The following is a 24326-nucleotide window of genomic DNA, read 5'->3' on the forward strand; positions in this document are numbered from 1 at the left end:
GGAGAGTAGTATGAGGAAAGTGGTTATCGCAGCGGGCCTGCTCGCGGCATCGACGATGATCGCAGCGGCAGCGACGCTCGATACGGTGAAGAGCCGCGGCACGCTGGTGTGTGGCGTCAGTGCCGGTTTTGCCGGCTTCTCGGCGCCGGACTCGCAAGGCAATTACAGGGGTCTCGACGTCGATTATTGCCGCGCGCTGGCGGCCGGCGTGCTCGGCGATCCTACCAAGGTGCGCTACGTCTCGCTGACGGCTCAGAACCGCTTCACCGCCCTGCAATCGGGCGAGATCGACGTGCTCTATCGCAACTCGACGCAGACCTATTTGCGCGGCGCGACGCTGGGCCTGCGGCAGGGTCCGATCAACTTCTACGACGGCCAGGGCTTTGTCGTGAAGAAGGACCTCGGCGTCAAGGAGCTGAAGGACCTCAAGGGCGCCACCGTCTGCGTCGCGCAGGGCACCACGCACGAGGTCACGCTCGGCGATTACGGCCGCGCCAACGGCATCGACTGGAAGCCCCTGGTGTTCGACCGCGTCGACACCATGTACCAGACCTTCTTCGGCGGCCGCTGCGATGCGATGACCCAGGACGCTTCGGCCCTCGCCGGCGCGGTGACCACGGCCGCGCCGAACGCAGCCGACTACATTGTGCTGCCGCAGACCATCAGCAAGGAGCCGCTCGGACCCTTCACCCGCAATGGCGACGAGGTCTGGAGCGACATCATCGCCTGGCTGCATTACGGCCTGATCGAGGCCGAGGAGCTCGGCGTCACGCAAGCCAATGTCGAGGAGATGACGAAGTCGCAAACGCCTGCGATCCAGCGGCTGCTGGGGGCCAGCGGCGACCTCGGCTCGCGGCTCGGGCTCGACAACAAATGGCTGGTCAAGGCGATCAAGGCCGGCGGCAACTACGGCGAGATTTTCGAGCGCAATGTCGGCAAGGCCAGCCCGCTCAAGCTCGATCGCGGCCTCAACGGGCTCTGGAGCAAAGGCGGCTTGATGTACGCCATTCCGTTCAAGTAAGGGAGTTCACCTCTCCCCGCTTGCGGGGAGAGGTCGGATTGCGCAGCAATCCGGGTGAGGGGGAGTTTCCGCGCGTCCAACTCTCACCTTTTTGTGCCGAGAGAGCCCCTCACCCCCGACCCTCTCCCCGTAAGAACGGGGAGAGGGAGAAGAAGCATCGAGCCCCCCATGCGCATCGCCCTTATCCACGCCCTCAAGCATTCCATCGCCCCGATCGAGGCAGCGTTTGCGCAGGCGTGGCCCGAGGCGCGGCTGATGAACCTGCTTGACGACAGTCTCTCGGCGGATCTCGCCCGCGACGGGCAACTCAACGATGCCATGACGGAACGGTTCCTCGCGCTCGGCGACTATGCAGCGGCGACGGGAGCGGATGGAATCCTGTTCACCTGCTCCGCCTTCGGCCCGTGCATCGAGGCCGTCGCGCGCGCGCATGCGCCGATGCCGGTGCTGAAGCCGAACGAGGCCATGATCGACAGGGCGGTGACCATGGGCCGGCGCATCGGCCTGCTCTCGACCTTTCCGCCGACGCTGGCGTCGATGCCGCCCGAGTTTCCCGCCTCCGTCGAGGTGGTGCCGAAGCTCGCCGACGGCGCGCTGGCCGCGCTCGACCGCGGCGACCGCGCCACGCATGACCGGCTGATCGCGGAGGCCTCACGGAGCTTGCGCGATTGCGACGTCATCGCGCTGGCGCAATTCAGCATCGCCGCGACGGCGCCGCTGGTCGCGGAGGCCGCCGGCCGCCCCGTCGTGACCACGCCGGACAGCGCGGTCGAAAAGCTGATGAAGCTGCTGAAGGCGAAGGGTTAAGCGCCGGCCTTGGTCCGACGTCGCGCATCCTTGATCGCGACCGCAAGCGCAGCCTTCGTCTCGTTGACGAAATCCTCGACCAGCTCCTCGCGCGTGGCATGCGCCGCCTCGCCCGTGAACAGGCCCTGCTCGGCCAGCATCACCACGCCGTGTAGCGCCGCCCAGATCTTGAGCGCCTGCCGTTCGCGCAAATAGCCCACGGCGGGCGCTTCCAGAGCTTCGATGACGAGCGCAAAGGTCTCCCGCGTTGCCTCGTGCAGCTCGCTGCCCTTGGCCGCGCAGGACACCGTGCGCGAGGCGAACATCAGGCGGTAGATGCCATTCCGGCGCAAGCCGAAATCGAGCGTCGCCTGTGCGAGCCGCGAGAGCTTCGATTGCTGCGACGGCTTTGCCATCGCATCACGCAAGAGCGCCGAGAGCTGCCGGAATGCTTGCGCGGTGACGGCGGCGAGCAGCGCCTCGCGGTCGGCAAAATGCCGGTATGGCGCCGGCTGCGAGACCCCGAGCTTCTTGGCAAGCGCCTTGATGCTGATCGCCTCCGCGCCGCCCCGCTCCGCCTCTTGCAGCGCGGCCTCGATCAGCGCATCGCGAAGATCGCCATGGTGGTAGGTCTTCGCGGGCTTTCGGGCTGGTCGTGAACGCATGTCGGGGCGAAGCCTACAAGTTCCCGCTTGACAAGGGAAGCCCGCCGCGAATGTAATAGTATATAACTTAAATAGAACCGAGATGAGGAAAACGCGCCGCCTTCGGGCCCTCGCGCGCACACGACCAAAGGAAGCCGAGAATGGCAGAGCGACTGAAGGTTCACGTCGATCCCGACAAATGCCAGGGCCATGCCCGCTGCAAGGCGCTCGCGCCGGAGCTTTTCGAGCTCGACGAATACGGCAACGCGCACGAAGCTGGTGACGGCACCGTCCCTCCGGGACTTGAGGACAAGGCCTGGCTTGCGAAATCCAACTGCCCGGAAATCGCAATCGATGTGATCGAGGAATAGTGCGGCCGTTGCCGCCCCGCTGCGTTCAGCGAATACGAGCCAAGGGATTCCCTGCCATGTCCGACGTCGACCAGCCTGTCGCCCATCCGCCCGTCACCGACTGGGTTCATGATTTCGACCACACCGATCCGCAATGGACCGAGGACCCGTTCCCGATCTGGGACGAGCTGCGAGCCGTAAGCCCCGTGGTGCACACGAAACGCTTCCTCGGCTGCTATTTGCCGACGACCTATGAGGCCGTGCGCGAGATCGCCAACGACACCGAGCACTTCTCCTCCCGCCGCATCATCGTCCGCGACGTACGGCCGGAAATCACCAGCAGGAACGCAGCCCCGCCGATCACCTCCGATCCGCCCGAGCACAAGCCGGCCAAGCAATTGCTGCTGCCGCCGTTCACCCCGGACGCGATGAAGAAGCTCGAGCCGCGCGTCCGCGCCATCTGCAACGAGCTGATCGACGACTTCATCGCCGAGCAGAGGGTGGACGCTGCGGCGCGCTACACCAAGCACATCCCGGTTCGGGCGATCGCGCACATGCTCGGTATTCCCGAGAGCGACAGCGACCTTTTCATCAATTGGATCCACATGATCCTCGAGCTCGGCATCAAGGACGAGAGCAAGCTGCTCCAGGCCGTGCAGGAGATGACGGCCTATTTCGGCGGCCACATCGAAGCGCGCAAGAGCAAGCCCACCGACGATCTGATCTCCTACCTGATGAACGCCAGGGACAAGAACGGCAATCCGCTCGAGGACACCCATGTGATGGGCTCGCTGCGCCTGCTGCTGATCGCCGGCATCGACACCACCTGGAGCGCGATCGGCTCCTCGCTCTGGCATCTTGCGAAGACGCCGGCCGACCGCGAGCGGCTGATCGCCGAGCCCGGACTGATCCCGACAGCCGTGGAGGAGCTGCTGCGCGCCTATTCGCCGGTGACGATGGCGCGTGAAGTGGTCAAGGAGACCACGGTATCCGGCTGTCCGGTCAAGCCGGGCAACATGGTGCTGCTGTCGTTCCCGGCAGCCAACCGCGACCCCAAGATGTTTCCGGACGCTGACAAAGTCGTGATCGACCGGCGCGAGAACCGCCATGCGGCCTTCGGCCTCGGCATCCACCGCTGCGTCGGTTCCAACCTCGCGCGCATGGAAATGCAGGTGGCGCTGGAGGAATGGCTGAAGCGGATTCCCGACTTCCGGCTCGATCCGGCAGGCACTGTGACTTGGTCGCAAGGAACGGTGCGCGGCCCCCGCCAGTTGCCATTTTTGCTCGGAAAGGCGATGTAAGGCCTTCCCAAAGGAAGCGGACAGGCCTTTCATGGCGGGCGCGACACCAAGCACGCCTCCGCCATGCATCGCCACGAGCACAGGCCATGACCGACGAGACGCCATCCGACAGCAAGCTGACGCGCACCAAGGAGAAGTGGGCGCGCGAGGGCCGCTTTCTCACCGGCAAGATGACACGCCCGGAGGATCAAAGGCTTCCACCCGGGCAGCACCTCACCAAGGACTGGCCGGTGCTCGATCTCGGGGTCACGCCGCCGGTCTCGCGCGAGCGCTGGCGGCTCGACGTCTATGGCGCGGTCGAGACCCCCGTGTTCTGGACCTTTGCCGAATTCGCCGCGCAGAAGCAGTCCCGGTTCACCTCAGACATCCATTGCGTCACGACCTGGTCGCGCTATGACAACGAATGGGAAGGGCTCGCCACGCGTGAGCTGCTGGCGGCCTGCCAGCCGCGCGAGGATGCCCGCTTCGTCGTGCTGCATTCCTATGACGGTTACACCACCAATCTCGCGCTGGAGGATTTTGCCGCCGAGGACGCGCTGCTCGCCCACAGCTGGTCCGGCCAGCCGCTGACGGAGGAGCATGGCGGCCCGGTGCGGCTGGTCGTGCCGCACCTCTATTTCTGGAAGAGCGCGAAATGGCTCCAGGCCATCGAATTCCTGACCGAGGACGCGCCGGGCTTCTGGGAAGTCCGCGGCTATCATAACCGCGGTGATCCCTGGGCCGAGCAGCGCTATTCGGGCGATTAGGTTCGAGCAAGACGGGGGAAGCCCATGCCGACGGAACGCTTTCAATTCACCGGCGAAGGCGGCCACCAGCTCGCGGCCGCGCTGGAGCTGCCTGACGGCGAGCCCGCGGCGTTCGCGCTGTTCGCGCACTGCTTCACCTGCGGCAAGGACACGCTGGCGGCAAAGCGCATCTCGGTCGCGCTCGCCGCCAAGGGCATCGCGGTGCTGCGCTTCGACTTCACCGGGCTCGGCTCCAGCGGCGGTGATTTCGCCAATTCGACGTTCTCCTCCAACGTTGCCGATCTCGTGCGCGCGGCCGATCATCTGCGCGAGACCCGCAAGGCGCCTTCGATCCTGATCGGCCATAGCCTGGGTGGCGCCGCGATCCTAGCCGCTGCCGGACAAATTCCCGAGGCACGAGCGGTGGCCACCATCGCGGCGCCCTCGGATCCCGCCCACGTCACCGGCCTGTTCAGGGAGCATCTCGACAACATCCGCGCGCAAGGCGAGGTCGAAGTCTCGCTCGCGGGACGCCCGTTCCGGATCAAGCGCGAATTCCTCGACGACATCGCCGAGCACGAGCTGATGAAGGACGTCACCGGCCTGCACAAGGCGCTGCTGGTGATGCATTCGCCCCTCGACGATACCGTCGGCATCGACAACGCAACGAAGCTCTTCGTTGCAGCAAGACACCCCAAGAGCTTCGTCTCGCTCGACCATGCCGATCATCTTCTGACCAAGCCTGCCGACGCGCTCTACGCCGCCGACGTGATCGTGGCTTGGGCCAGCCGTTACGTCGATGCAGCGACGCCCGCAAAGGCGATGGATCTGCCGGAGGAGCCGCGGAAGGTCGTGGTGCAGGAGACCCGCAAGAGCAAGTTCAACCAGACCATCATCGTCGGCCCGCATCATCTGGTGGCGGACGAGCCCATTGCAGCCGGCGGCGCGGATGCCGGGCCCGGCCCGTACGATTTCCTGCTCGCCGGCTTAGGTGCCTGCACCTCGATGACCATGCGTCTCTATGCCGACCGCAAGTCGCTGCCGCTCGACCGCGTCACGGTCACGCTGAAGCATTCCAAGATCTACGCCAAGGATTGTGCGGAGTGCGAGACCCGCGAGGGCATGCTCGACCAGATCGAGCGCGACATCGCGATCGACGGCGCCCTCGATGCCGAGCAGCGCAAGAAGCTGATGGAGATCGCCGACAAGTGCCCGGTGCACCGGACGCTGACATCGGAGATCCGGATCGTGACGAAAGCGGTGGAGTAGCGATGCCCCGCTAGAAGCACGACGCCATCGTGCGCACGGCCGCGCTGATCTCGTTTTCGCGCCACGCCGCAAAGCCGAGCAGCAGGCCGTGATCGCGCGGCTTGCCGAGCGCTAGGCTGGACAAGGCGCGCGTTTCGACGCCCGCCTCGACCAGCCGCTTCACCGCCGCCCGATCAGTGCGGCCGCGCTCGAGACGGGCGACGAGCTGGATACCGCCGGGGGGCACCTCGACCAAGAGCATGCCACCGAGATGCCGCTGCAGCTCCTCGACAAGATGATCGCGGCGCGCGTGATAGAGCCGGCGCATGCGGCGCAGATGCGCGAGGAAGTGCCCATCGGCGATGAATTCGGCCAGCGCCTCCTGAATGTGGCTGGCGGCGATCAGTCCCATGTGCTGCTGCGCGATCTCCAAGGTGCTGACCAGCGCCGCCGGCGCGACCAGATAGCCGAGCCGGATGTCCGACCTCATCGCCTTCGAGAATGTGCCGACATAGAACACACGGCCATGGGCATCTAACCCCTGCAAGGCCGGCACCGGCCGGCTGTCGTAGTGGAATTCGCCGTCGTAATCGTCCTCGACGATCCAGGTCCTGCCGGGCCGGCTTGCCGCGAGAAACTCGGTTCGACGGGCTAGCGACATCAACCGGCCGGTTGGGTGCTGATGCGACGGCGTCATGAAGATCAGCCTGGGAGCTCCAAGGCCTGGCATTCGCTGCATGCCCTGTTCATCCAGGCTGATGCCGGTCAGGCGCGCGCCGGATGCGTGAAAGGCAGCCGCCGCGCCGGGATAGCCGGGGTCTTCAACCCATACATGATCGCCCGGTGAAATGAGTGTGGCAGCAATCAAGGTCAGCGCGGCCTGCGCGCTCGGCAGGATCATGATCTGCTCCGCCGTGGCGCGGACGTCCCGGTTCGTCGCCAGATAATGCGTCAGCGCCTCCCGCAGGCGCAGCCGGTTGACCGGTCCCAGCTCGCGCCTGCCTGCATGCACGGCACTGCGGCGCAGGCAGCGTGCCCAGACCTCGTTCGGAAACTCCCTGAAATCGCCCAGCCCCGGGCGCAGCGGTTTGAGCTCCCCCCGATAAGACATCGGCCAGTCGGCCTGCTGGAGCTTCGTAGCCCAAGGCGAGAGCCGCAGTTTGCCGACGCATTCGCCCGCTGCGACGGCGCCCCGTTCGATGCGTTCGTGGCCGTCGATCATGACCACGGGACGGCGGCCATGAGACGCTGCGACATATCCCTCGGCCGCGAGCTGCTCGAACGCGTATGTGACGGTGTTGCGCGAGACGCCGAGATCGCTCGCAAGCCGTCGACTCGACGGCAGCACGCGGCCTTTGCCGAGGCGGCCGGTCGCGATCAGGCCTCGCAGCTGGCTCGTCAGTTGCGCCACCAGCCCCTCGCCATCGGTCCGCTTCAGCTCGATCAACGCGGAGATCGTCGTGTCGGATACTGGCACTCTCTTCTTCTCCAATCTGGCACTTTTTCAAATGCCAGTCGGGATGCTATCCGGCGGCTCGGACTGCTTCAAGGACCTGCGACATGAACACCCTGTCACCCCGTGCGGCCATCGGCCTGTTCCTCATCGTGGTGCTGGCCTGGGGCGTGAATTGGTCGGTGACCAAGCAGCTCGTGCAGTTCGTCCCGCCGTTGTGGAGCGCGGCAATCCGGAGTTGGATCGCGCTGGCTGGATTGTTCGTGCTGCTCGGACTGAGCAACAATCTCGTGATCCCGGAGCGACGCGACTTTCCCGTGATCCTGAGCGTGGCGCTGCTGCATATGACGCTGTTCTCGATCCTGGTTGCCAGCGGCCTTCGCTTCCTGCCCGCAAGCAAGGGCATCGTGCTCGGCTACACCACGCCGCTCTGGGTCGCACTCGCCGCGCCCCTTTTCGGCAAGGACACGCTGACGGCGCCGAAGCTCGCCGGCGCTCTGCTCGGGCTGATCGGCCTTGCCGTCATCCTGAATCCATCCTCGATCGACTGGACCAACCCAAACGTGCTGCTCGGCGCCGGCATGGTCATCCTGGCCGCGATCTCTTGGGCTGCGAACATCATCTATATCCGCGCGCATCGCTGGATCGGATCTCCGCTTCAGCTTTTGCTTTGGCAGGTGCTCGTGGCAACGATCGTGCTGTCGGTCGGCGCGACAGCTGTGGATGGCCTCCCGCATGTGGAGTGGTCGTGGAGGCGCGTATTGTTGTTTCTCTATTCGGGCCTGGTCGGAACGGTCCTGGCTTATTGGGCGATGTCGATGGTCAACAAGAGCATCTCAGCCCTGACGACGTCGCTCGGCACCACCGGGACACCGCTGGTCGGCATCGCCAGCGCTGCGATCCTTCTGGGTGAACCCATCGACGCGAGCCTTGCCGTCGCGGCCGCGCTGATCGTCTCCGGCATCGGCCTTGCGACGCTGGGCGATCGGTTGTTGCGCAGTCAGGCCACCGCGAGAGGCTGAACCCGCAGAACCCCGCGCAGGCCCGCCGCGGTGCCGAGCAGGATGCCGGCAGCCGCGACGAACGATCCCAGCGCGAGCGTAGACACGCCGGTGAGCCCCTGCCCGATCGAGCAGCCGAACGCCATCACGCCGCCGATCCCCATCAGCGCGGCACCGGTCCCTGAGCGGAGCATGTGGCGCGGCGAGGAATAGCCTTCGAGCTTGAAGCGGCCAGTTGCGAGTGCCGTCACCAGACTGCCGGCGAAGACGCCGGCCACCGTCGCGATGCCGAAGTTGAGCGTCAGTCCAGTCGAGAGCATGGCATATTGCAGGCTATCGGCGATCGGCGCGACGAACGTAAGGGAGGTCACGGGGACCGGATTGAAGTCGTCGGCACCGAGATAGCCGGTGGCCAGCCAGCCGCCGGCGACGAGGAGGCCCACAATGATGCCCGCTACGACCTGACCGGGCGAGCGACGGAACGCAGGATGCGCGAAAGCGAACAGGCTCAGCGCGACGGTTGTCGCGGCCGCGGCGAGCGCGCGTGAAAGCGATTCCGTGAAGCCGAGCGTCGCCAGCAACGACGGCAGCGAATTGGCAGGAGCCGTGGCTTGCGTTGCCTGGACCAGCGCAATGCGCGCCGGTGCGATGAGGCCCTTCAGCGTCATCTGCGCGGCAATCGCGAGCACGATCACGACCACGAAGGAGCGGAGATTGCCGCGGCCGAGCAGCACCAGCGCCCGCGAGCCGCAGCCGTTCGAAAGCACCATGCCGTAGCCGAACAGCAGGCCGCCGAGGAACAGCACCGCCGGCGAAAACGATTGCTGCAGATAGATCGACTTGCCGAGATCGACCGTGCCGCTGCCGGCGAGGAACTGGCTCGCGGCGATCGCAACAGCGATTGCGAGCGCGTAGGTCCGCACCAGCCGCCCGTCGCCCTCAGCCAGTAACCCGCGCATGCTGCTCATCAGGCAGAAACCGCTGAGCAGGCCAACGGCACCGTAGACGAGACCGATGGCCAGGCCGGCGAGGATAACGAGTTGCGTGGATTCCATGGTTACGGCTTCAGGATCACCCGGTCACGCGAGGAGCCGGCGACCGCAACATACGCTTCCTTCGCGCGCTCCAGCGGATAGATCGCATTCGCCCTGATCGGAAACGGCTTCAGATGGCCGCTCGCAAAACCCGGCCCGATGTCGCGCAGCACCGCACCCGTCGCGGCCGAGGATAGACCCAGCGTGTCGATGCCGACATAAGTGTGCTGGCCCCGATAGAATTCGAGGATGTTGAACTGCACGACGCGGTCGATCGCGGCGATCAGGATTTGGCGGCCGCGAAGCGCGAGCGATTTGTGCGCGGCCTGGAAATAGGGATCGCCGACCGTGTTGAAGACGACGTCGGCGCCCTTGCCGCCGGTCAATTCGTGCACGCGCGCGGCGATTTCGGTGGCGGAGGCGTCGATCACCTCGATGGGCGCGTTGGTGTGGCCTTCATAGGCTTCCGCCCTGCGCACCACACCGATCACGCGCGCGCCCTGCCAGGTCGCGATCTGCACCGCGGCCTGACCGACCTTGCCATTCACCCCGAAAACCAGAACGGTCTCGCCGCGCTTCGGCACGCCCGCCCTGCGAAAGCCTTCCATCGCGGTCACGAAGGGCACGCCGATGCCGGCGGCCTCCTCCCAGGACACAGTCTTCGGCTTCTCCACGACCGCATCGGCTTCGGCCACGAGATGGCTCGCATGAGTGCCGTCACGACGAATGCCGAGGTCCCCGGACGAGCCGAACACTTCGTTCCCAATGGTGGCGGCGGGCCCGTCAATCACCACGCCGGCATAGTCGCGGCCGGGGGTCCGGGGGAACACGGCATAGGGCATCAGCCCGGTCGCAGCCTTGACGTCGGAGGGATTGACCGCGGCAGCCTTCACCTCGATCAGAAGATCGTTCGGCCCGCGCGCAAGCATCTGCCGCTCAATTGTCGGCGCAAGCGCAGCGGCATTTTCAGCTTTGGCGCTGAGGCGCACACAGCGCGCTTCGACGGTTTTGGCATCGGCTGACATGAAAAGACCCGCGATTTCTCGCGGGCCTTGTCGCCTCTGGCGCCGGTCGAGTCAATCCGTCCGGTCAGTCCTTTGGCCGCTTGTCGAAGAGCCGCTTGGCCTTGCCGAGCGAGCGCTCCAGCGTGGCCGGCGCAACTACCTGCACCCTGGAGCTGACGCCGATCGTATTCTTGATGTGGGTCGAAATTCGATCCGCATGGTCGACGAGGCCGCGGCCGTCCCAGCTCTCGGGCCGCGCCTCGGCGATGATGGTGAGCTCGTCCATGCGGCCTTCCCGGGTGAGCTCGAGGATGAAATGGCCGCCGCACCAGTCGGTCGCGAGCAGCACCTCCTCGATCTGGGTCGGGAACAGATTGACGCCGCGCAGGATGATCATGTCGTCCGAGCGCCCGGTCACCTTCTCCATCCGCCGCATGCCCGGCCGTGCCGTTCCCGGCAGCAGCCGCGTCAGGTCGCGGGTTCGATAGCGGATCACCGGAAAGGCTTCCTTGGTGAGCGACGTGAAGACCAGCTCGCCCTTCTCGCCGTCGGGCAGCACCGCGCCGGTCTCGGGGTCGATCACTTCCGGGTAGAAATGATCCTCCCAGATGTGCAGGCCATCCTTGGTCTCGATGCATTCCTGAGCGACGCCCGGGCCGATCACCTCGGACAGGCCATAGATGTCGGTCGCGTCCATGTCGAAGGCGTCCTCGATCTCGGCGCGCATCGCGTTGGTCCAGGGTTCCGCGCCGAAGATGCCGATCTTGAGCGAACACTGGCGCGGATCAAGCTTCTGGCGCTTGAACTCGTCGAGGATCGCCAGCATGTAGCTCGGCGTCACCGTGATGATGTCGGGCCGGAAATCATTGATGAGCTGCACCTGCCGCTCGGTCATGCCCCCGGAAATGGGGACAACCGTGCAGCCAAGCTTCTCGGCGCCGTAGTGCACGCCGAGACCGCCGGTGAAGAGTCCATAGCCATACGCATTGTGGATGATCATGCCGGTGCGGCCGCCGGCGGCGCGGATCGAGCGCGCCATCACCTCGGACCAGGTGTCGATGTCGCGCTGCGTATAGCCGACCACGATCGGCTTTCCGGTCGTGCCGGATGAGGCATGCACCCGCACCAGCTTTTCGCGCGGCACGGCGAACATGTCGAAGGGATAATTGTCGCGCAGGTCCGTCTTGACCGTGAACGGGAATTTGGCGAGATCAGAGAGCTCGCGAAAGTCGGACGGATGCACGCCCGCTTTGTCGAACGCCTTGCGGTAATGCGCGACGTTGTCGTAGGCGTGCTTCAGCGACCACGCCAACCGCTGCTTCTGCAGCGCCATGATCTCGCCGCGCGAGGCGCGCTCATGCGCATCCATCTCGGCGCTATAGGCGTTGCCACCTTCCTTGAGCCTCGTCAGAGCCATCCTCGTTTCCCCACATTGCCTGTTCTTTTTTGTTTGGTTTTATTGATCTTGCGCCGGCAGCCATTTGCCGGGAATGACGCGGGAATGTCCGCGGAATTCCGCGATGACGACCTCGCCCACCGTGACACGCACGTCGTAGATGCCGGAGCGGCCGCCGCGGGTGATCTCCCGCGCTCTTGCGATGAGACGATCGCCAAGCTTGCCGGGCTTGATGAAAGTGATCTGGCCCTGCGCCGCGACGACGCGCTCATTGTGCGAGTTGCAGGCGAACGCGAAGGCGGAATCGGCGAGCGTGAAGATGAAGCCGCCATGGGCGATGCGCTGGCCGTTGACCATATCAGGCCGCACCGTCATGGCGAGCGTCGCAAAGCCCGGGCCGATCTCGACGATCTCCATGCCGAGACCCTTGGAGGCATCGTCCTCGGCCCACATCGCCTCGGCGCAGGCACGGGCAATATCCTCAGGCGACAGGGCGGCTTTGACGTTCACGCGCTTCTCCCGGCCAGACGGTTGCTCATGATGTTGTTCTGGTTGGCTCACTCTGTCAAATATTGCGACGCATTTGCATTGCGGAGCCGCAGAACGCCTGATCAGACATGATCATAATCGACCACGACACGCTCGGTGGACGGCTTGGCCTGGCAGGTGAGAACAAAACCGGCCTCGAGCTCCCACGGTTCCAGCGAATAGTTGATGTCCATCGGCGCCTCGCCTTCGACCAGCTTGGCGCGGCAGGTCGAGCACATCCCGCCCTTGCAGGCGAAGGGCAGATCGACGCCGGCGCGCAGCGCGGCATCGAGGATGGCCTCGTCCTCGGCGACGGGCACGTCGCGGCGCTTGCCGTCGATGATCAGCGAGGCGATCGCCTTCGGCGGCGCGTCGGGCGCAACCGCCTTTTTCGGCCGCGGCTTGCCGCCGAACTCGGAAACGAAGCGCTCGACATGGATGCGCTCGTCGGCGATGCCGAGATCGCGGCAGGTCGCCTCGATGTCCTCGCTCATGCCAAGAGGACCGCAGATGAAGACGTGATCGACGCTGGCCGCCGGCACCAGCGCGCGGAGCAGCACCCTCACCTTGTCGCCGTCGAGCCGGCCATGCAGGATCGGAATGTCCTGCTCCTCGCCGGAGAGCACGTAAAAGATCGAGAGACGATCGATGAAGCGGTCCTTGAGCTCCTCGAGCGCTTCGAGGAACATGATGTTGTCGGTGGTGCGGTTGCCGTAGAACAAAAAGAAGCGGCTGCCCGGCTCGCGCGCGAGCACGCCCTTCACGATCGACAGGATCGGCGTGATGCCGGAGCCGGCGGCGAAGCCGACATGAACGCGCGCACGATCTGTCGGCGGGACCAGACCGAAGCGGCCGGTCGGCGTCATCACGTCGAGCTCGTCGCCGCATTTGAGATCTTCGGCGGCCCAGCTCGAAAATGCGCCGCCATCGACCTTCTTGACGGCGATACGGATCTCGCCGTCGTCAGGGCCGGAGCAGATCGAATAGGAGCGGCGCACCTCTTCGCCGTCGAGCGTGGCGCGCAGCGTCAGATACTGGCCGGGCGTGAAGGCGTAATCGCCGGCGAGTTCGTTGGGGATGGCAAAGGTCATCGAGACGGCGTCCGTGGCCTCGCGGCGGAGGTCCCTGACGGCGAGGCGATGGAAGCGCGGTGCGGCTGCGGACATGGTCAATGGCACTTGAAATAGTCGAAGGGTTCGCGGCAGGCCTTGCAGCGCCAGAGCGCCTTGCAGGAGGTCGAGCCGAATTCGGACAGCAGCTCGGTCTTGTCCGAGCCGCATTGCGGGCACGCCACCGTCTGATCGCCGAACAGCGCGCGGCGCGAGTTTGAAGCTTGCGGCGGCGCGATGCCGTAGGCGCGCAGCTTCTTGCGTCCGTCCTCGGTCAACCAGTCCGTGGTCCAGGCCGGCGACAGCACCGTCCGTACCTTTGCATGTTGAAGACCGGCGCGCTCCAGCGCAACCTCGATTTCGAGCGCGATCATGTTCATGGCCGGGCAACCCGAATAGGTCGGTGTGATCGCGACCTCGACATGATCGCCGTCGAGAACGACGTCGCGCAGCACGCCGAGATCGGCAATGCTCAGCACCGGAATTTCCGGATCGACCACGCTGGCGGCGGCGTCCCAGGCGCGCTGGCGCAGCGCGGCGTCATCGGTCACCATCACCATGTCAGCCCCGGAAAAGTCCGCTGCATCGATTGCAGCTCCGACAGGAGGTGGCCGAGATGCTCGCTGTGACGACCGGAGCGGCCGCCCTGCTGCATCCACTCGTTCTGCGGCAGCGCGAGCGTTGCTTCACGCGTGACGTCCGAGAGCGTCGCCAGCCAGCGCCCGCGCAAGCTTGCGGGATCGACGGCAATGCCGGCATGGATCAGCGCGCGTTCGCCGTCGTCGACGGCAAACATCTCGCCGGTAAAGGCCCAGAGATGATCGATCGCTCCTTGCGTGCGCGCGTGGCTCTCCTCAGTGCCGTCGCCGAGCCGGATAATCCATTCCGAGGCATGGCGCAGATGGTAGGCGCTCTCCTTCTCCGATTTCGCAGCAATCGCCGCCAGCGTCGCATCGCGCGAATTCATCATCGCGCGCCAGTAGAGATCGGCGAAGGCGGAATAGAAGAATTGCCGCACCAGGGTCTGGGCAAAATCGCCGTTGGGTTGCTCGACTAGGAGAAGATTGCGGTACTGCCGCACGTCGCGCAAGTAAGCGAGCTTGTCCTCGTCGTTGTCCCTGCCTTCGACCTTGGCGGCAAAGGTGTAGAGCTCCCGCGCCTGGCCGATCAGGTCGAGCGCGATGTTGGAGAGTGCCATGTCCTCTTCCAGCATCGGCGCATGCCCGCACCATTCCGACAGCCTGTGACCGAGGATCAGCGCATCGTCGGCGCGGCGCAATGCGTAAAGCACCAGCGGCGTTTCGGAGACCTGGATGTTGGCGCAAGACATCACATCATCCCCATCACATGTGCCCCACTTCTTCCGGCACCTCGTAGAATGTCGGATGCCGGTAGATCTTGGATTCCGCCGGCTCGAACATCATGCCCTTCTCGGCGGGATCGCTCGCGGTGATCGCGCTGGAGGGCACGACCCAGATCGACAGGCCCTCGCCGCGCCGGGTGTAGATGTCGCGGGCGGCCTGCAGCGCCATGGTCGCATCGCTTGCATGCAGCGAACCGACATGCTTGTGCGCGAGCCCGTTGCGGCTGCGAATGAAGACTTCCCACAGCGGCGTGTTCGGCGTGGCCATATCGCTCTCCTATTCGGCAGCCTGGGCGGTCTGACGCTGGGCGCGCTTGGCGGCATAGCTAGCTGCCGCCTCGCGCACCCAGGCGCCCTCCTCGTGTGCCTTGCGGCGCGCGGCCATGCGGTCGCGATTGCACGGGCCGTTGCCGGCCAGCACCTGCTTGAATTCGGTCCAGTCGATCTCGCTGTAGCGCCAGTGGCCGTCAGCGTCCTGAATCATGCCGGGATCGGGAATGGTGAGGCCGAGATATTGCGCCTGCGGCACGGTGGCATCGACGAACTTCTGGCGCAGCTCGTCATTGGAGAAGCGCTTGATCTTCCACTTCGTCGAGGTGTCGCTGTGCTGGCTCGTCGCGTCGGGCGGACCGAACATCATCAGCACCGGCCACCACCAGCGGTTCAGCGCGTCCTGCGCCATCGCCTTCTGCTCCTCCGAGCCGCGGCACAGCGTCACCATGATCTCGTAACCCTGGCGCTGGTGGAAGGACTCCTCCTTGCAGACGCGGATCATCGCGCGCGCATAAGGCCCGTAGGAGCAGCGGCACAGCGGGATCTGGTTCATGATCGCGGCGCCGTCGACCAGCCAGCCGATCGTGCCGATGTCCGCCCAGGTCAGCGTCGGATAGTTGAAGATCGATGAATATTTGGCCTTGCCGGCGAGCATGGCGTCGACCAGCTCCTCGCGCGAGGAGCCGAGCGTCTCGGCGGCGGCATAGAGATAGAGCCCGTGGCCGCATTCATCCTGCACCTTGGCGAGCAGCGCGGCCTTGCGGCGCAAGGTCGGCGCGCGCGTGATCCAGTTGCCTTCGGGCAGCATGCCGACGATTTCCGAATGGGCGTGCTGGGAGATCTGGCGGGTGAGCGTCTTGCGATAGGCCGCGGGCATCCAGTCGTTCGGCTCGATGCGCTCCTCGGCATCGACGCGGGCCTGGAATTGCGCAGCTTTGCCTGCGTCCTCGAGATCGCGATCAGCGGTCTCGGCCGTGTTCAGCGCCTGGGTGTACATGCGCATCCTCCCGCTTATTGGGGAAGGAATATATAACAAGATTTACATCATGCAAGATATTTCTGTAACATAATGGTCAAGCGCCGAACCTTCGTTCCAGCAGCTTTCGCGCGGGCGGCAACGGCCCTTTTTCATTGGTTCCATGGCTGTCGAGCCATTGTTCGGACGGAGCAAGCAGCGCGCGATAGATCTCGCCGCAGAGTTCGCGGGCGGCCCTGCCCGGCCAATCCGGCGGCAGCAGGCTCTCGGGCAGCAATGGATCGCGCAGCACGACGCGGCGGTAATGGTGGATCAAGAGGATCCGCGCGGTGAAGGCGTCGGCCTCGGACAGATCCGTGCCGCGCGTGATCGCGGCGCGCAGCGGCTCGAACGTCTTCATGAATTTCAGATAAGCGTCGGCGGTCCGATCGAGCGGCCAGCTCGCGCTGAGCAGACGGCGGCCGCTGTCGTCTTCCGCCGAGACTTCGAGGCGGATCGCGCCCGCCGCCTCATCCGGCACCGGAACGCCCGATGGTGCGACCCATACGCCCGGCAGAGGGCTGCCGAAGCCGGCATTGCGGAGCGCTTCGCGCGAAGCCTCGCGATCCTCGCTATTGCCGATCAGCAGCAGTTCGAAGCGTCCGGTCCAGTCGGACGGCGGCGGATCGTAGATGTGGCGCGTCGCGGCCTCGAAGGTCTGGCGGCCCTTGTCGGCCAGGCGATAGAAACTGTTGCGGCCGACCTTCTCGCGCGTCAGCCAGCCGTCGGCGGCAAGCCGCGACATTGCGGTGCGCACCACGCCGCTGTCGATGTCGAGGCTTTCGAAGAATTCCAGAAGCGTGCCGAGCCACACCGAGCCACCGCGCGGCACGATGGCATCACCAAACACTGTGATGACGATGGAGCCGGTGCGCGAGGGCTCGCGCTTGAGCTGGTCGATGATGCGGGAGAGCGGATGCGCCATGCGGCAGGCTTAGCGCGTTTGGTGCAGGCGCGACAATGGAGGGGGACGACGGCTCTTCTCCTTCTCCCCGCTATCGCATCTCCGATGCAATCCGACCTCGCCCAGCTTGCAGGGAGAGGTGAAGAGGAGCGCTACCGATGCGGATCGGGATACACCACGCTGCGCCAGCCGCTGCGATCGAACGGGCGCCACTGGCCTTCCTTCTGCGCGAGGCGATCGGCTACGGCATAGACGGCGGCCGGATGATGGCCCATGCCGCAATGGCTGCTCTCGACCTCGATGCTCTCGGTCTGTGCGCCCGTCTTCTCCATGCAGCCTTGCCAGGCGCAGACGCCGTCGGTACGGCTGAAGATGGCGGTGGTCGGCACCGGCGGCGGAGCGGCAAGCTCGCCGCCGAAACGCGGATCAACCTCGTCGGCCTTGCGGCCGCTCGCCCATTCATAGACGCGCCAGGCGTTGGTCGAGCGTGGATCGCCGGCAAAGGGGCTACCAAGCGTGATCACTTGGCGCACGCTGTCCGGCACCATCTTGGCAAGCTGGCGCGCATAGATGCCACCGAGGCTCCAACCGACCAAGCTGATCTTGCGGCCGTGGGTGTCGTTGAGCTCTCGGATCTGACCGAGCATCGCATCCTGCACGCCGGGCCGCAGGCCGTAGTTGCGGCCTTGGCGCCAACCAGCCACTGCATAGCCCTTGCTGCTCAGAAACGTGCGCAGCGCGCCAGTGGAGGTGTCGGAGGCCACGAGGCCCGGCAGCACCAGCACCGGATGCCCATCGCCGCGCGGCGCAAGGCTCAGCAGCGGCAGCGCGCCGAGGAATGCGCCGAACTCGTGGATCGCGCGCCCCTCCAGAAACATCAAGGTGCGGGACGGCGGGCGCAGCGTCTGGGCAGTAGCGGTCATCAATGGTCCCCTGGGAAGAATCGCTGAAAAGGAGGCCGGCGAGGCCGGCAAATGCGTAGACAGATTCCAACTCGCCGGCTTCTTGATCGTTCCGCAGCGCAACATGAATCAGCTAGGCGGCCGGTTCCCGACATTCAAGCGGGAGAGACGCGGGGCGACAATAGGTCCGCGCGTTAATGCTAACGGCCGTGACGCAAAAGTCACAACCATCGAAGCAGGGATTCTACGGTGTAGAGCGCGAGCCCGGCGAGCCCGCCGATCAATGAGCCGTTGAAGCGGATGTATTGCAGGTCGCGGCCGATGTTGATTTCGATCAGCGAAATCAGCTGCGTCATATTCCACGCCTTGACCTGATCGGAGATGAAGGTGGAGACGCCGCTCTTCTGGTCCGCGACGAAGCTGCGCAGCACGGTCACGAGACCCTTGTTGATCTCGCCGCGCAGCTCGGCATCGCCGGCGAGCGCCTCGCCAGCCGAGACGAACATCCCGGCGAGATGATGTTGCAGCACCTGCGTCTCGCCGCTCGCGCTGCGCTCGATGAAGGAGCGCGTGTTGGCCCAGACGGTGCGGGCGAGATCGGCAAGCTCCGGCCGCGCCAGGAGATCGCGTTTCAGGCCGTCGATGCGGTCGATATAGGCCTGATCGGTGCCGAGCCTGTCGACGAAGTTCAGCACCATGCGGTCGAACTCGCCGCGGAACGGATGCTTGGGATCGCTGCGCACTTCGTTGAAGAAGGCGGTGGCGGAGGCCACGATCTTGTTCACCAAAAACTTGTCGGCGCGATAGAGTTTGAGCAGGGTCGGCAATTCCGCGCGCACCTTCTCGCGGATCATCGCCATCGTCTCTGTCTGGTTCAAGGTCTCGTGCATCACGCGCAGGAGATCGTCGAACAGGATCTGGTGCCGTCCCTCCGCGACGAAGCCGCGCAGCGTGCCGGCCGCGAGCGGCGCAAGGTCGATCGCCTGGAGCTGCGAGGACATGCGGCGGATGATAAAGGTCATCAGGCCGGAGCTTTCGGTTGCGGACACGGCCTCCGGCAAGAGACGCAGGGCAAAGCGCGCGAGGTCGTCGCTGCGCTTGCGGTCGCGCAACCAGTCGGCGACGAAGGAGCCGAAATCGATCTCCTTCAGCTTGGCTTCGACGGGACCCGCCTCGAGGAAATGCACCTGGATGAATTCGCCGAGCTTGTCGGCGATGCGGGCCTGGTTGCTCTGGATGATCGCGGTGTGCGGGATCGGCAGGCCGAGCGGCCGCTTGAACAGCGCCACCACGGCATACCAGTCGGCGAGCCCGCCGATAGTCGCGGCCTCGGCGAAGGCGGCAATGAAGCCGAACACGGGATGCACGGGCAGTAGCCATTTCGCGACGACGAACAGTGCCAGCGTCGCGGCCAGCACCAAAGTCGCCAGCGTCTTGACGCGGCGCAGCTCGGCCGCGCGTGCAGCATCGCCGGGGGCGTCGAAGGAAAAGGTGACAGACGAGTCCATGACTGCATCACAGTACTCGTCATTGCGAGCGAAGCGAAGCAATCCAGAATCTTTCAGAGGAAAGACTTTGGATTGTTCGTCGCATCAGCGCAAAATTGCTACGCAATTTTGTCGCGAGCTCCTCGCAATGACGGCGGCGCAAAAACAAAGGCCCGCCGAAGCGGGCCTCAAATTCAGTTTGTGCTCAGGTGCCAGATCAGGCGGTCTTGCTGTAGACCTTGGCGAAATTGTCCTGAGCGGACTTCGCACCGTTGGCGGCGAGCTTGCCGAGATAGTCGGCGGTCGCCTTGGCGCGCGAGACGAACACTTCGCCGCGGGAGCGGAGCAGGCTCGACTGGATCTCGACGGCTTCGCTGACCGACTTGGCGGACGCGAGCTTGTCGATGCCCGAGAAGAACGCCTCGGCGTCCTCGTAGATCGCCTGCTGGATGTTGCGGCTGATCTTGCCGGCCTCGGTGATGGACTCGGTCACCGCGTTCTCGACGGCGGCGGTCACGCGCTCGGAGCCAGCGAACACCTCGGCAGCACGGTCCTTGGCGGTGTTGGCAGTCTTCTTGACGAATTCGCGGGCGGCCTCGGGAACTTCCAGGTTCTGGATGTTCTTGAAAGCGTCCTTGAAGCCCTCGAAAGCGGTGTTGGTTTCAGTGGTCATGGGGTTCTCTCCATCCTCAATGGTTTGAGCTATGGGCTCACCCCGTCCGCATTGGCCCGGGGCACGACCTATATGGCACGGTTAATTGTGCATCGCAATATTGATATTGCAGTGCGATATCACGAAATAGTGAACAGCCCTCGCGAGAGGCATCCTGATGCTTCCGTAGCCATGGGGGCACGTGAATGGGTTCGATCCGGACCCAATGTCGGACGCCCCCTGTTTAGTGCTGCACGGCGCCAGGCAGGCCGTAGGCCTCCATCTGAGCCTGGACCTGCGCGATGTTGTGGCCGAGCACGACGATGTCGTGGGTCTTGCCGTCGACGTCCCGGACATGGTCCCGCAGCAGGGCCTCGGCCTTGAAGCCGAGGCTCTCGAACAGGGCGATCGCCGCCTGCTGATCCACCGTCATCTGGACCGAGAGCTTTTCCAGGCCCGCTCCGAGCGCCAGCGCAAAAGTCTCCTGCGACAGCGCCTTGCCCACGCCCTTGCCGCGGACCTCAGGCGAAACCACCATCCGGATCTCACCGACATGAGGCGACCAGGAATGGGGATCGCGCACCAGCGTGCCGCAACCAACGACCCTGCCCTCTCTCACCGCGAGCAGGCTCTGAATAGCTCCGCGCTCGATTTCCTTGACCCAGGCCGACAGCACCTTCGGCTCGCTGATGTTGCGTGGCAGGAACAACAGGTCATGGGTCGGCAGGCCCTTGCCAAAAGCCAGCACCGCGGCCTCGTCCGCGGGCAACATCAGGCGGATCTCGATAGTGCCGGCGTCGGTCTTGACATGGCGCGGATAGGAACGCTGCTCGCTCATATCGATCTCTTTCCCAGCCAGGAATCCAGTTTCGGCCACAGCCGCTTCACCGCGTTGGCGCCGGCGACGAGCGAGACGTGACCGCCCTTCAGGATCACCTCTTCCTTGTCGGTCGAGCCGATCTTGGCGATCAGGTGCTTGGCGGCCTCATAGGGCACGATGTGATCGTGCTCGGCGACCGCATGCAGGATCGGCACCGTGATGTTCTCGAGCCTGGCCGCACGGCCGCCGACCGACATGGTGCCGTTGAACAGCTTGTTATCCCACATCAGGTCCTTGGTGATGGTGCGGAAATATTCGCCGGCGAGCGGCAGCGTGTCGGTCGCCCAGCGGTCGAACATGCGGTACGACTTCACGAACTCGTCGTTCCAGATGTTTTCCCAGAGCTGGATCTGGCTCACCGTGCGCGAGGCCGGCCGCAGCATCTCGAACGAGGACAGGATCATCTCCGGCGGCACGTTGCCGACGCTGTCGACGAGGTGGTCGACGTCGAAATAGCGGCGGTCGGAGAAGTTCGAGAACAGCTTCATCTCCCGGAAGTCGATCGGCGTGGTGAAGCAGATCAGGTTCTTCATTGGCCCGTCCTTGTGGATCGAGCCGTAGAGCAGCGACAGCACGCCGCCAAAGCAATAGCCGATGACGGAGACGTCCTGCTCGCCGGAATCGGCTTGCACGCGGCGGACGCAGTCCGGAATGAAGTCGAGGACATAGTCCTCCATGCGCAGGCTCTTCTCCTCCGGCCTCGGCGCGCTCCAGTCCAGCATGTAGACGTCGTAGCCGCGTTTCAGCAGGAACTCGATGAAGCTCTGGCCGGGCACGAGGTCGAGGATGTAGCCGCGATTGGTGGTTGCCATTACGATCAGCACCGGCACGCGGTAGATCTCGTCCGACATCGGCCGGTAGTGATAGAGGCTCATGGTGCCGCGCGAGTGCAGCACGTCCTTTGGCGTCGAGCCGAGCGAGGGGCCCGAGGTCGAGAAATATTCGACGCCCTTGATGCTGCGCTGAATCGCGCGCTGCACCTCGGACTGGATGCGCTCCGGGATCGAGGCAAGATCAAGTCCCGCCGGCGCGTTCATTTTTGGTCTCCGCCTTCGGACGGCGGACGCTTGGTTCGCGGTGGCCGCGGCGCGGCGCCGGGTTGCGGCGCGCCCGAAGTGGCCGACATCTGGCTCAGCATCGACTTGATCTCGCCGAGCTGGCCTTCGATCGACTGGAGCCGTTCCGCGATGCCGGTCATCTGCTCGCGGCTCGGCAGGTTCATCGAGATCAGGTACCTCTCCATGAGATCGCCGAATTGCTTCTGAGCACCTGCAGCAACGCCGCCGGCGCGGTTCATGGCCTGCGAGAATTCGGGCGTCTCCATCGCCTTGGTCGCGAAGGAGTTGAAACCCTTCTCCATTTCGCCAACCATCTTCTGCCACAAGGCGACCGGATCGGTGATCTTGTCGGTCATCGGCGTCCTCCCAATGCGGAGGGCTTTGCACCCTTCTTGTCCCGCCATACCACACCGTTGCGCGGTGCCGGTCAACCGGCAAGCAACCGACGCAACGTCGGAGACGCGGCTTCTTCGTGAAATGAAACCGTGCGATACAGCATCGGTCAGCAGGAGGAACCCGTGACCGCCCATCAACCACCCCAGACCGTCCGCGCCAACGGCATCGACATCTGCTACGAGATCTTCGGCAACGACAATGCCGAGCCGCTGCTGCTGATCATGGGCCTCGGGGCGCAGATGATCCATTGGGACGATGCATTCTGCGAGCAGCTCGCCGCACGCGGCTTCCGCGTGATCCGCTTCGACAATCGCGACATCGGCAAGTCGAGCCATCTCACCGGCGGCAAGCGGCTGACGCCGTTCGAGCTGCTGAAGCTGCGCTTCTTGCGCATCCCGGTGGCCGCGACCTACAAGCTGATCGACATGGCAAAGGACACGGTCGGGCTGATGGATGCGCTCGGCATCAAGTCGGCGCATCTCGTCGGGGCGTCCATGGGCGGCATGATCGCGCAGGAGGTGACGCTGTCGTTTCCGCACCGCGTGCGCTCGCTGACCTCGATCATGTCGACGACGGGCAATCCGCGCGTGCCGCCGCCGACGCGCGAGGCCGCCGCGGTGCTGATGGCACCGCCGCCGCGCAGCAAGGAGGAGTTCGTCGTCCGCTATGGCCAGACCTGGAAGGTGCTGCGCGCCGGGCATTTCCCGGAAGAGGAAGCGCTCGACCCTGGCCGCGCCGAGCGGGTGTTTGCACGCGGGCTCAATCCGGCCGGCGTCGGCCGCCAGCTCCGCGCCGTGCTTGCCTCCGGCAGCCGCAAGGAGCGGCTGCACGCCGTGAAGGTTCCGACCCTCGTGATTCACGGCACCGTCGATCCGTTGGTTCGCCCTGAAGGCGGCAAGGATACGGCCGCGTCGATCCCGAACGCAAAGCTGCTGATGATCGAGGGCATGGGCCACGCGCTGCCCATGCGCTTCTGGCCGGAGATCATCGACGCGATCGACAAGCATGCGCATGGCGCGGCGGCGCAGGCGGCCTAGCCCTTCCGCGCGATCCAGATCACGTGGCGCGCGCCGCCGCCTCTGCCGGTGGCGCGAACGTTGACTTCGTTGACGTCGAAGCCGGCGCGCTTGAGGCGCCCTGTGAATGCCGCATTGGGTCCAGACGACCAGACGGCCAGCACGCCTCCCGCCCGCAGCGCCGTCTTCGCAACCTGCAGCCCGCGCGCATCGTAGAGCGCGTCATTGCCTTTCCGGGTCAGCCCCTCGGGACCGTTGTCGACGTCGAGCAGGATGGCGTCGAAGGCCGAACGCTTCGCCCGGATGACTTCGCCAACATCGATCTCGCGAATGCTCACCCTGGCATCATCGAGGCTATCTCCGAAGACCTCCGCCATCGGGCCTCGTGCCCAGGCGACCACCGACGGCACCAACTCGGAGACCACGATCTTCGCCTGGGCTCCGAGCACGGCCAGCGCCGCGCGTAGCGTAAAACCCATGCCGAGACCGCCGATGAGAACGACGGGCTTTGCGACTTTCTCGATCTGCTTCGCGGCAAGGGTTGCCAGCGCTGCTTCCGACCCCGACAGGCGGCTGTTCATCAGCTCGTTGGTGCCGAGCTTGATGGAGAACTCCTTGCCCCGGCGCATCAGGCGAAGCTCCTCGTCGGAACCGGGAATTTTGGCGGTGTCAATCTTTTCCCAGGGAATCATGGGAATGCTTTAGCACGAACAGGATCGTAGGGTGGGTTAGCCGAAGGCGTAACCCGCCGCTCGGACAGAATTGGTGGGTTACGCCTAG

General features: G+C 65.0%; 27 protein-coding genes. 8 read left to right on the top strand and 19 right to left on the bottom strand.

The annotated features are described in order from the left end of the window. Positions 1-10: 10 nt before the first annotated feature. Positions 11-1021, top strand: coding sequence for an amino acid ABC transporter substrate-binding protein (locus tag I6F31_RS00670; RefSeq protein ID WP_057027076.1), 1011 nt, complete (start codon positions 11-13; stop codon positions 1019-1021). 168 nt (positions 1022-1189) lie between these two features. After that, entirely contained in the window at positions 1190-1828 is a 639-nt protein-coding gene (locus tag I6F31_RS00675; protein WP_225134095.1) for an aspartate/glutamate racemase family protein, read from the top strand. Here I6F31_RS00675 and I6F31_RS00680 read toward each other — a convergent pair. Further along, positions 1825-2472 carry a TetR/AcrR family transcriptional regulator gene (locus I6F31_RS00680; protein ID WP_036025733.1) on the bottom strand — a complete coding sequence of 216 codons (648 nt, stop codon included), beginning with the start codon at positions 2470-2472 and terminating at the stop codon, positions 1825-1827. The two genes, I6F31_RS00675 and I6F31_RS00680, sit on opposite strands and share 4 nt — an antisense overlap. A 140-nt stretch (positions 2473-2612) precedes the next feature. Between I6F31_RS00680 and I6F31_RS00685 the strand changes: the two genes are divergently transcribed. The 4 genes from I6F31_RS00685 to I6F31_RS00700 all read left to right on the top strand — a co-directional run bounded on the left by I6F31_RS00685 (position 2613) and on the right by I6F31_RS00700 (position 6096). Beyond that, positions 2613-2822 (top strand): ferredoxin, encoded by a 210-nt coding sequence (locus tag I6F31_RS00685; protein WP_018648108.1) that lies wholly within the window; start codon positions 2613-2615, stop codon positions 2820-2822. Positions 2823-2878: 56 nt separating this feature from the next. After that, positions 2879-4102, top strand: coding sequence for a cytochrome P450 (locus tag I6F31_RS00690; protein ID WP_225146087.1), 1224 nt, complete (start codon positions 2879-2881; stop codon positions 4100-4102). A gap of 86 nt (positions 4103-4188) precedes the next feature. Beyond that, the gene (locus I6F31_RS00695; RefSeq protein ID WP_225146088.1) at positions 4189-4848 is read left to right on the top strand and encodes a sulfite oxidase-like oxidoreductase; all 660 of its coding nucleotides are present in this window, start codon (positions 4189-4191) and stop codon (positions 4846-4848) included. Between the two features lie 24 nt (positions 4849-4872). Then, positions 4873-6096, top strand: coding sequence for an alpha/beta fold hydrolase (locus I6F31_RS00700; protein WP_225146089.1), 1224 nt, complete (start codon positions 4873-4875; stop codon positions 6094-6096). A gap of 10 nt (positions 6097-6106) precedes the next feature. Here I6F31_RS00700 and I6F31_RS00705 read toward each other — a convergent pair whose 3' ends face one another. Continuing rightward, entirely contained in the window at positions 6107-7552 is a 1446-nt protein-coding gene (locus I6F31_RS00705; protein ID WP_225146090.1) for a PLP-dependent aminotransferase family protein, read from the bottom strand. 83 nt (positions 7553-7635) lie between these two features. Here I6F31_RS00705 and I6F31_RS00710 point away from each other — a divergent pair, with 83 nt between their 5' ends. Continuing rightward, positions 7636-8550 (top strand): DMT family transporter, encoded by a 915-nt coding sequence (locus I6F31_RS00710; protein WP_225114444.1) that lies wholly within the window; start codon positions 7636-7638, stop codon positions 8548-8550. Here I6F31_RS00710 and I6F31_RS00715 read toward each other — a convergent pair. From I6F31_RS00715 to I6F31_RS00790, 16 genes are all read right to left on the bottom strand, one after another. Beyond that, complete coding sequence (locus I6F31_RS00715; RefSeq protein ID WP_036004835.1) at positions 8529-9584, bottom strand: YeeE/YedE family protein; 1056 nt, start codon at positions 9582-9584, stop codon at positions 8529-8531. The genes I6F31_RS00710 and I6F31_RS00715 overlap by 22 nt on opposite strands. 2 nt (positions 9585-9586) lie before the next feature. Beyond that, positions 9587-10588, bottom strand: coding sequence for a zinc-binding alcohol dehydrogenase family protein (locus I6F31_RS00720; protein WP_225146091.1), 1002 nt, complete (start codon positions 10586-10588; stop codon positions 9587-9589). Between the two features lie 64 nt (positions 10589-10652). Further along, on the bottom strand, positions 10653-11984 hold the full coding sequence (gene paaK, locus I6F31_RS00725; RefSeq protein WP_036025742.1) for a phenylacetate--CoA ligase PaaK: 1332 nt from the start codon (positions 11982-11984) through the stop codon (positions 10653-10655). 39 nt (positions 11985-12023) lie between these two features. Further along, a complete protein-coding gene (paaI, locus tag I6F31_RS00730; RefSeq protein ID WP_225146092.1) occupies positions 12024-12473 on the bottom strand; it encodes a hydroxyphenylacetyl-CoA thioesterase PaaI in 450 nt (149 codons plus the stop codon). Between the two features lie 101 nt (positions 12474-12574). Then, entirely contained in the window at positions 12575-13657 is a 1083-nt protein-coding gene (paaE, locus tag I6F31_RS00735) for a 1,2-phenylacetyl-CoA epoxidase subunit PaaE (protein ID WP_036043142.1), read from the bottom strand. A gap of 2 nt (positions 13658-13659) precedes the next feature. Further along, entirely contained in the window at positions 13660-14154 is a 495-nt protein-coding gene (paaD, locus tag I6F31_RS00740; RefSeq protein WP_225146233.1) for a 1,2-phenylacetyl-CoA epoxidase subunit PaaD, read from the bottom strand. Then, positions 14154-14930, bottom strand: coding sequence for a 1,2-phenylacetyl-CoA epoxidase subunit PaaC (paaC, locus tag I6F31_RS00745; RefSeq protein ID WP_036004817.1), 777 nt, complete (start codon positions 14928-14930; stop codon positions 14154-14156). The genes paaD and paaC overlap by 1 nt, the downstream gene beginning before the upstream one ends. Before the next feature lie 13 nt (positions 14931-14943). Then, positions 14944-15231: a 1,2-phenylacetyl-CoA epoxidase subunit PaaB gene (gene paaB, locus I6F31_RS00750; RefSeq protein ID WP_015687593.1), complete on the bottom strand. Its 288-nt coding sequence runs from the start codon at positions 15229-15231 to the stop codon at positions 14944-14946. A 9-nt stretch (positions 15232-15240) separates the two neighbouring features. Beyond that, positions 15241-16233 carry a 1,2-phenylacetyl-CoA epoxidase subunit PaaA gene (gene paaA / locus I6F31_RS00755; RefSeq protein ID WP_225146093.1) on the bottom strand — a complete coding sequence of 331 codons (993 nt, stop codon included), beginning with the start codon at positions 16231-16233 and terminating at the stop codon, positions 15241-15243. 76 nt (positions 16234-16309) lie between these two features. Further along, the gene (gene paaX / locus I6F31_RS00760) at positions 16310-17176 is read right to left on the bottom strand and encodes a phenylacetic acid degradation operon negative regulatory protein PaaX (RefSeq protein ID WP_225146094.1); all 867 of its coding nucleotides are present in this window, start codon (positions 17174-17176) and stop codon (positions 16310-16312) included. A 131-nt stretch (positions 17177-17307) separates the two neighbouring features. Next, positions 17308-18078 (bottom strand): alpha/beta hydrolase, encoded by a 771-nt coding sequence (locus I6F31_RS00765; RefSeq protein ID WP_036025751.1) that lies wholly within the window; start codon positions 18076-18078, stop codon positions 17308-17310. Between the two features lie 200 nt (positions 18079-18278). Then, a complete protein-coding gene (locus tag I6F31_RS00770) occupies positions 18279-19565 on the bottom strand; it encodes a DUF445 domain-containing protein (RefSeq protein ID WP_036004806.1) in 1287 nt (428 codons plus the stop codon). Between the two features lie 196 nt (positions 19566-19761). Next, positions 19762-20217, bottom strand: a complete 456-nt coding sequence (locus tag I6F31_RS00775) for a phasin (RefSeq protein WP_036004804.1) — start codon at positions 20215-20217, stop codon at positions 19762-19764. 223 nt (positions 20218-20440) lie between these two features. Next, positions 20441-21034, bottom strand: coding sequence for a GNAT family N-acetyltransferase (locus I6F31_RS00780; RefSeq protein WP_225146096.1), 594 nt, complete (start codon positions 21032-21034; stop codon positions 20441-20443). Beyond that, entirely contained in the window at positions 21031-22113 is a 1083-nt protein-coding gene (locus I6F31_RS00785; RefSeq protein WP_225146097.1) for an alpha/beta fold hydrolase, read from the bottom strand. The genes I6F31_RS00780 and I6F31_RS00785 overlap by 4 nt, the downstream gene beginning before the upstream one ends. After that, positions 22110-22490: a hypothetical protein gene (locus I6F31_RS00790; protein ID WP_036004795.1), complete on the bottom strand. Its 381-nt coding sequence runs from the start codon at positions 22488-22490 to the stop codon at positions 22110-22112. Before I6F31_RS00790 ends, I6F31_RS00785 begins: the two co-directional genes overlap by 4 nt. 162 nt (positions 22491-22652) lie before the next feature. Here I6F31_RS00790 and I6F31_RS00795 point away from each other — a divergent pair, with 162 nt between their 5' ends. Then, on the top strand, positions 22653-23567 hold the full coding sequence (locus I6F31_RS00795) for an alpha/beta hydrolase (RefSeq protein ID WP_225184526.1): 915 nt from the start codon (positions 22653-22655) through the stop codon (positions 23565-23567). Here I6F31_RS00795 and I6F31_RS00800 read toward each other — a convergent pair. Next, positions 23564-24238 (bottom strand): spermidine synthase, encoded by a 675-nt coding sequence (locus I6F31_RS00800; protein WP_036025757.1) that lies wholly within the window; start codon positions 24236-24238, stop codon positions 23564-23566. The genes I6F31_RS00795 and I6F31_RS00800 overlap by 4 nt on opposite strands. Between the last annotated feature and the right edge of the window lie 88 nt (positions 24239-24326).

The sequence above is a fragment of the Bradyrhizobium sp. NBAIM01 genome (assembly GCF_020194115.1).
Classification (GTDB): Bacteria; Pseudomonadota; Alphaproteobacteria; order Rhizobiales; family Xanthobacteraceae; genus Bradyrhizobium; species Bradyrhizobium yuanmingense.

Excerpts from the sequence above, each read along its gene's own strand:
- paaK (WP_036025742.1), bottom strand. The coding sequence starts at position 11,984 with ATGGCTCTGACGAGGCTCAAGGAAGGTGGCAACGCCTATAGCGCCGAG.
- I6F31_RS00790 (WP_036004795.1), bottom strand. The coding sequence starts at position 22,490 with ATGACCGACAAGATCACCGATCCGGTCGCCTTGTGGCAGAAGATGGTT.
- I6F31_RS00710 (WP_225114444.1), top strand. The coding sequence starts at position 7,636 with ATGAACACCCTGTCACCCCGTGCGGCCATCGGCCTGTTCCTCATCGTG.
- I6F31_RS00715 (WP_036004835.1), bottom strand. The coding sequence starts at position 9,584 with ATGGAATCCACGCAACTCGTTATCCTCGCCGGCCTGGCCATCGGTCTC.
- I6F31_RS00720 (WP_225146091.1), bottom strand. The coding sequence starts at position 10,588 with ATGTCAGCCGATGCCAAAACCGTCGAAGCGCGCTGTGTGCGCCTCAGC.
- I6F31_RS00700 (WP_225146089.1), top strand. The coding sequence starts at position 4,873 with ATGCCGACGGAACGCTTTCAATTCACCGGCGAAGGCGGCCACCAGCTC.
- I6F31_RS00685 (WP_018648108.1), top strand. The coding sequence starts at position 2,613 with ATGGCAGAGCGACTGAAGGTTCACGTCGATCCCGACAAATGCCAGGGC.
- paaB (WP_015687593.1), bottom strand. The coding sequence starts at position 15,231 with ATGGCCACGCCGAACACGCCGCTGTGGGAAGTCTTCATTCGCAGCCGC.
- paaC (WP_036004817.1), bottom strand. The coding sequence starts at position 14,930 with ATGTCTTGCGCCAACATCCAGGTCTCCGAAACGCCGCTGGTGCTTTAC.
- I6F31_RS00770 (WP_036004806.1), bottom strand. The coding sequence starts at position 19,565 with ATGGACTCGTCTGTCACCTTTTCCTTCGACGCCCCCGGCGATGCTGCA.
- I6F31_RS00800 (WP_036025757.1), bottom strand. The coding sequence starts at position 24,238 with ATGATTCCCTGGGAAAAGATTGACACCGCCAAAATTCCCGGTTCCGAC.
- I6F31_RS00775 (WP_036004804.1), bottom strand. The coding sequence starts at position 20,217 with ATGACCACTGAAACCAACACCGCTTTCGAGGGCTTCAAGGACGCTTTC.
- I6F31_RS00780 (WP_225146096.1), bottom strand. The coding sequence starts at position 21,034 with ATGAGCGAGCAGCGTTCCTATCCGCGCCATGTCAAGACCGACGCCGGC.
- I6F31_RS00690 (WP_225146087.1), top strand. The coding sequence starts at position 2,879 with ATGTCCGACGTCGACCAGCCTGTCGCCCATCCGCCCGTCACCGACTGG.
- I6F31_RS00675 (WP_225134095.1), top strand. The coding sequence starts at position 1,190 with ATGCGCATCGCCCTTATCCACGCCCTCAAGCATTCCATCGCCCCGATC.
- I6F31_RS00680 (WP_036025733.1), bottom strand. The coding sequence starts at position 2,472 with ATGCGTTCACGACCAGCCCGAAAGCCCGCGAAGACCTACCACCATGGC.
- I6F31_RS00765 (WP_036025751.1), bottom strand. The coding sequence starts at position 18,078 with ATGACCGCTACTGCCCAGACGCTGCGCCCGCCGTCCCGCACCTTGATG.
- paaX (WP_225146094.1), bottom strand. The coding sequence starts at position 17,176 with ATGGCGCATCCGCTCTCCCGCATCATCGACCAGCTCAAGCGCGAGCCC.
- paaA (WP_225146093.1), bottom strand. The coding sequence starts at position 16,233 with ATGTACACCCAGGCGCTGAACACGGCCGAGACCGCTGATCGCGATCTC.
- paaD (WP_225146233.1), bottom strand. The coding sequence starts at position 14,154 with ATGGTGACCGATGACGCCGCGCTGCGCCAGCGCGCCTGGGACGCCGCC.
- I6F31_RS00785 (WP_225146097.1), bottom strand. The coding sequence starts at position 22,113 with ATGAACGCGCCGGCGGGACTTGATCTTGCCTCGATCCCGGAGCGCATC.
- I6F31_RS00670 (WP_057027076.1), top strand. The coding sequence starts at position 11 with ATGAGGAAAGTGGTTATCGCAGCGGGCCTGCTCGCGGCATCGACGATG.
- paaE (WP_036043142.1), bottom strand. The coding sequence starts at position 13,657 with ATGTCCGCAGCCGCACCGCGCTTCCATCGCCTCGCCGTCAGGGACCTC.
- I6F31_RS00695 (WP_225146088.1), top strand. The coding sequence starts at position 4,189 with ATGACCGACGAGACGCCATCCGACAGCAAGCTGACGCGCACCAAGGAG.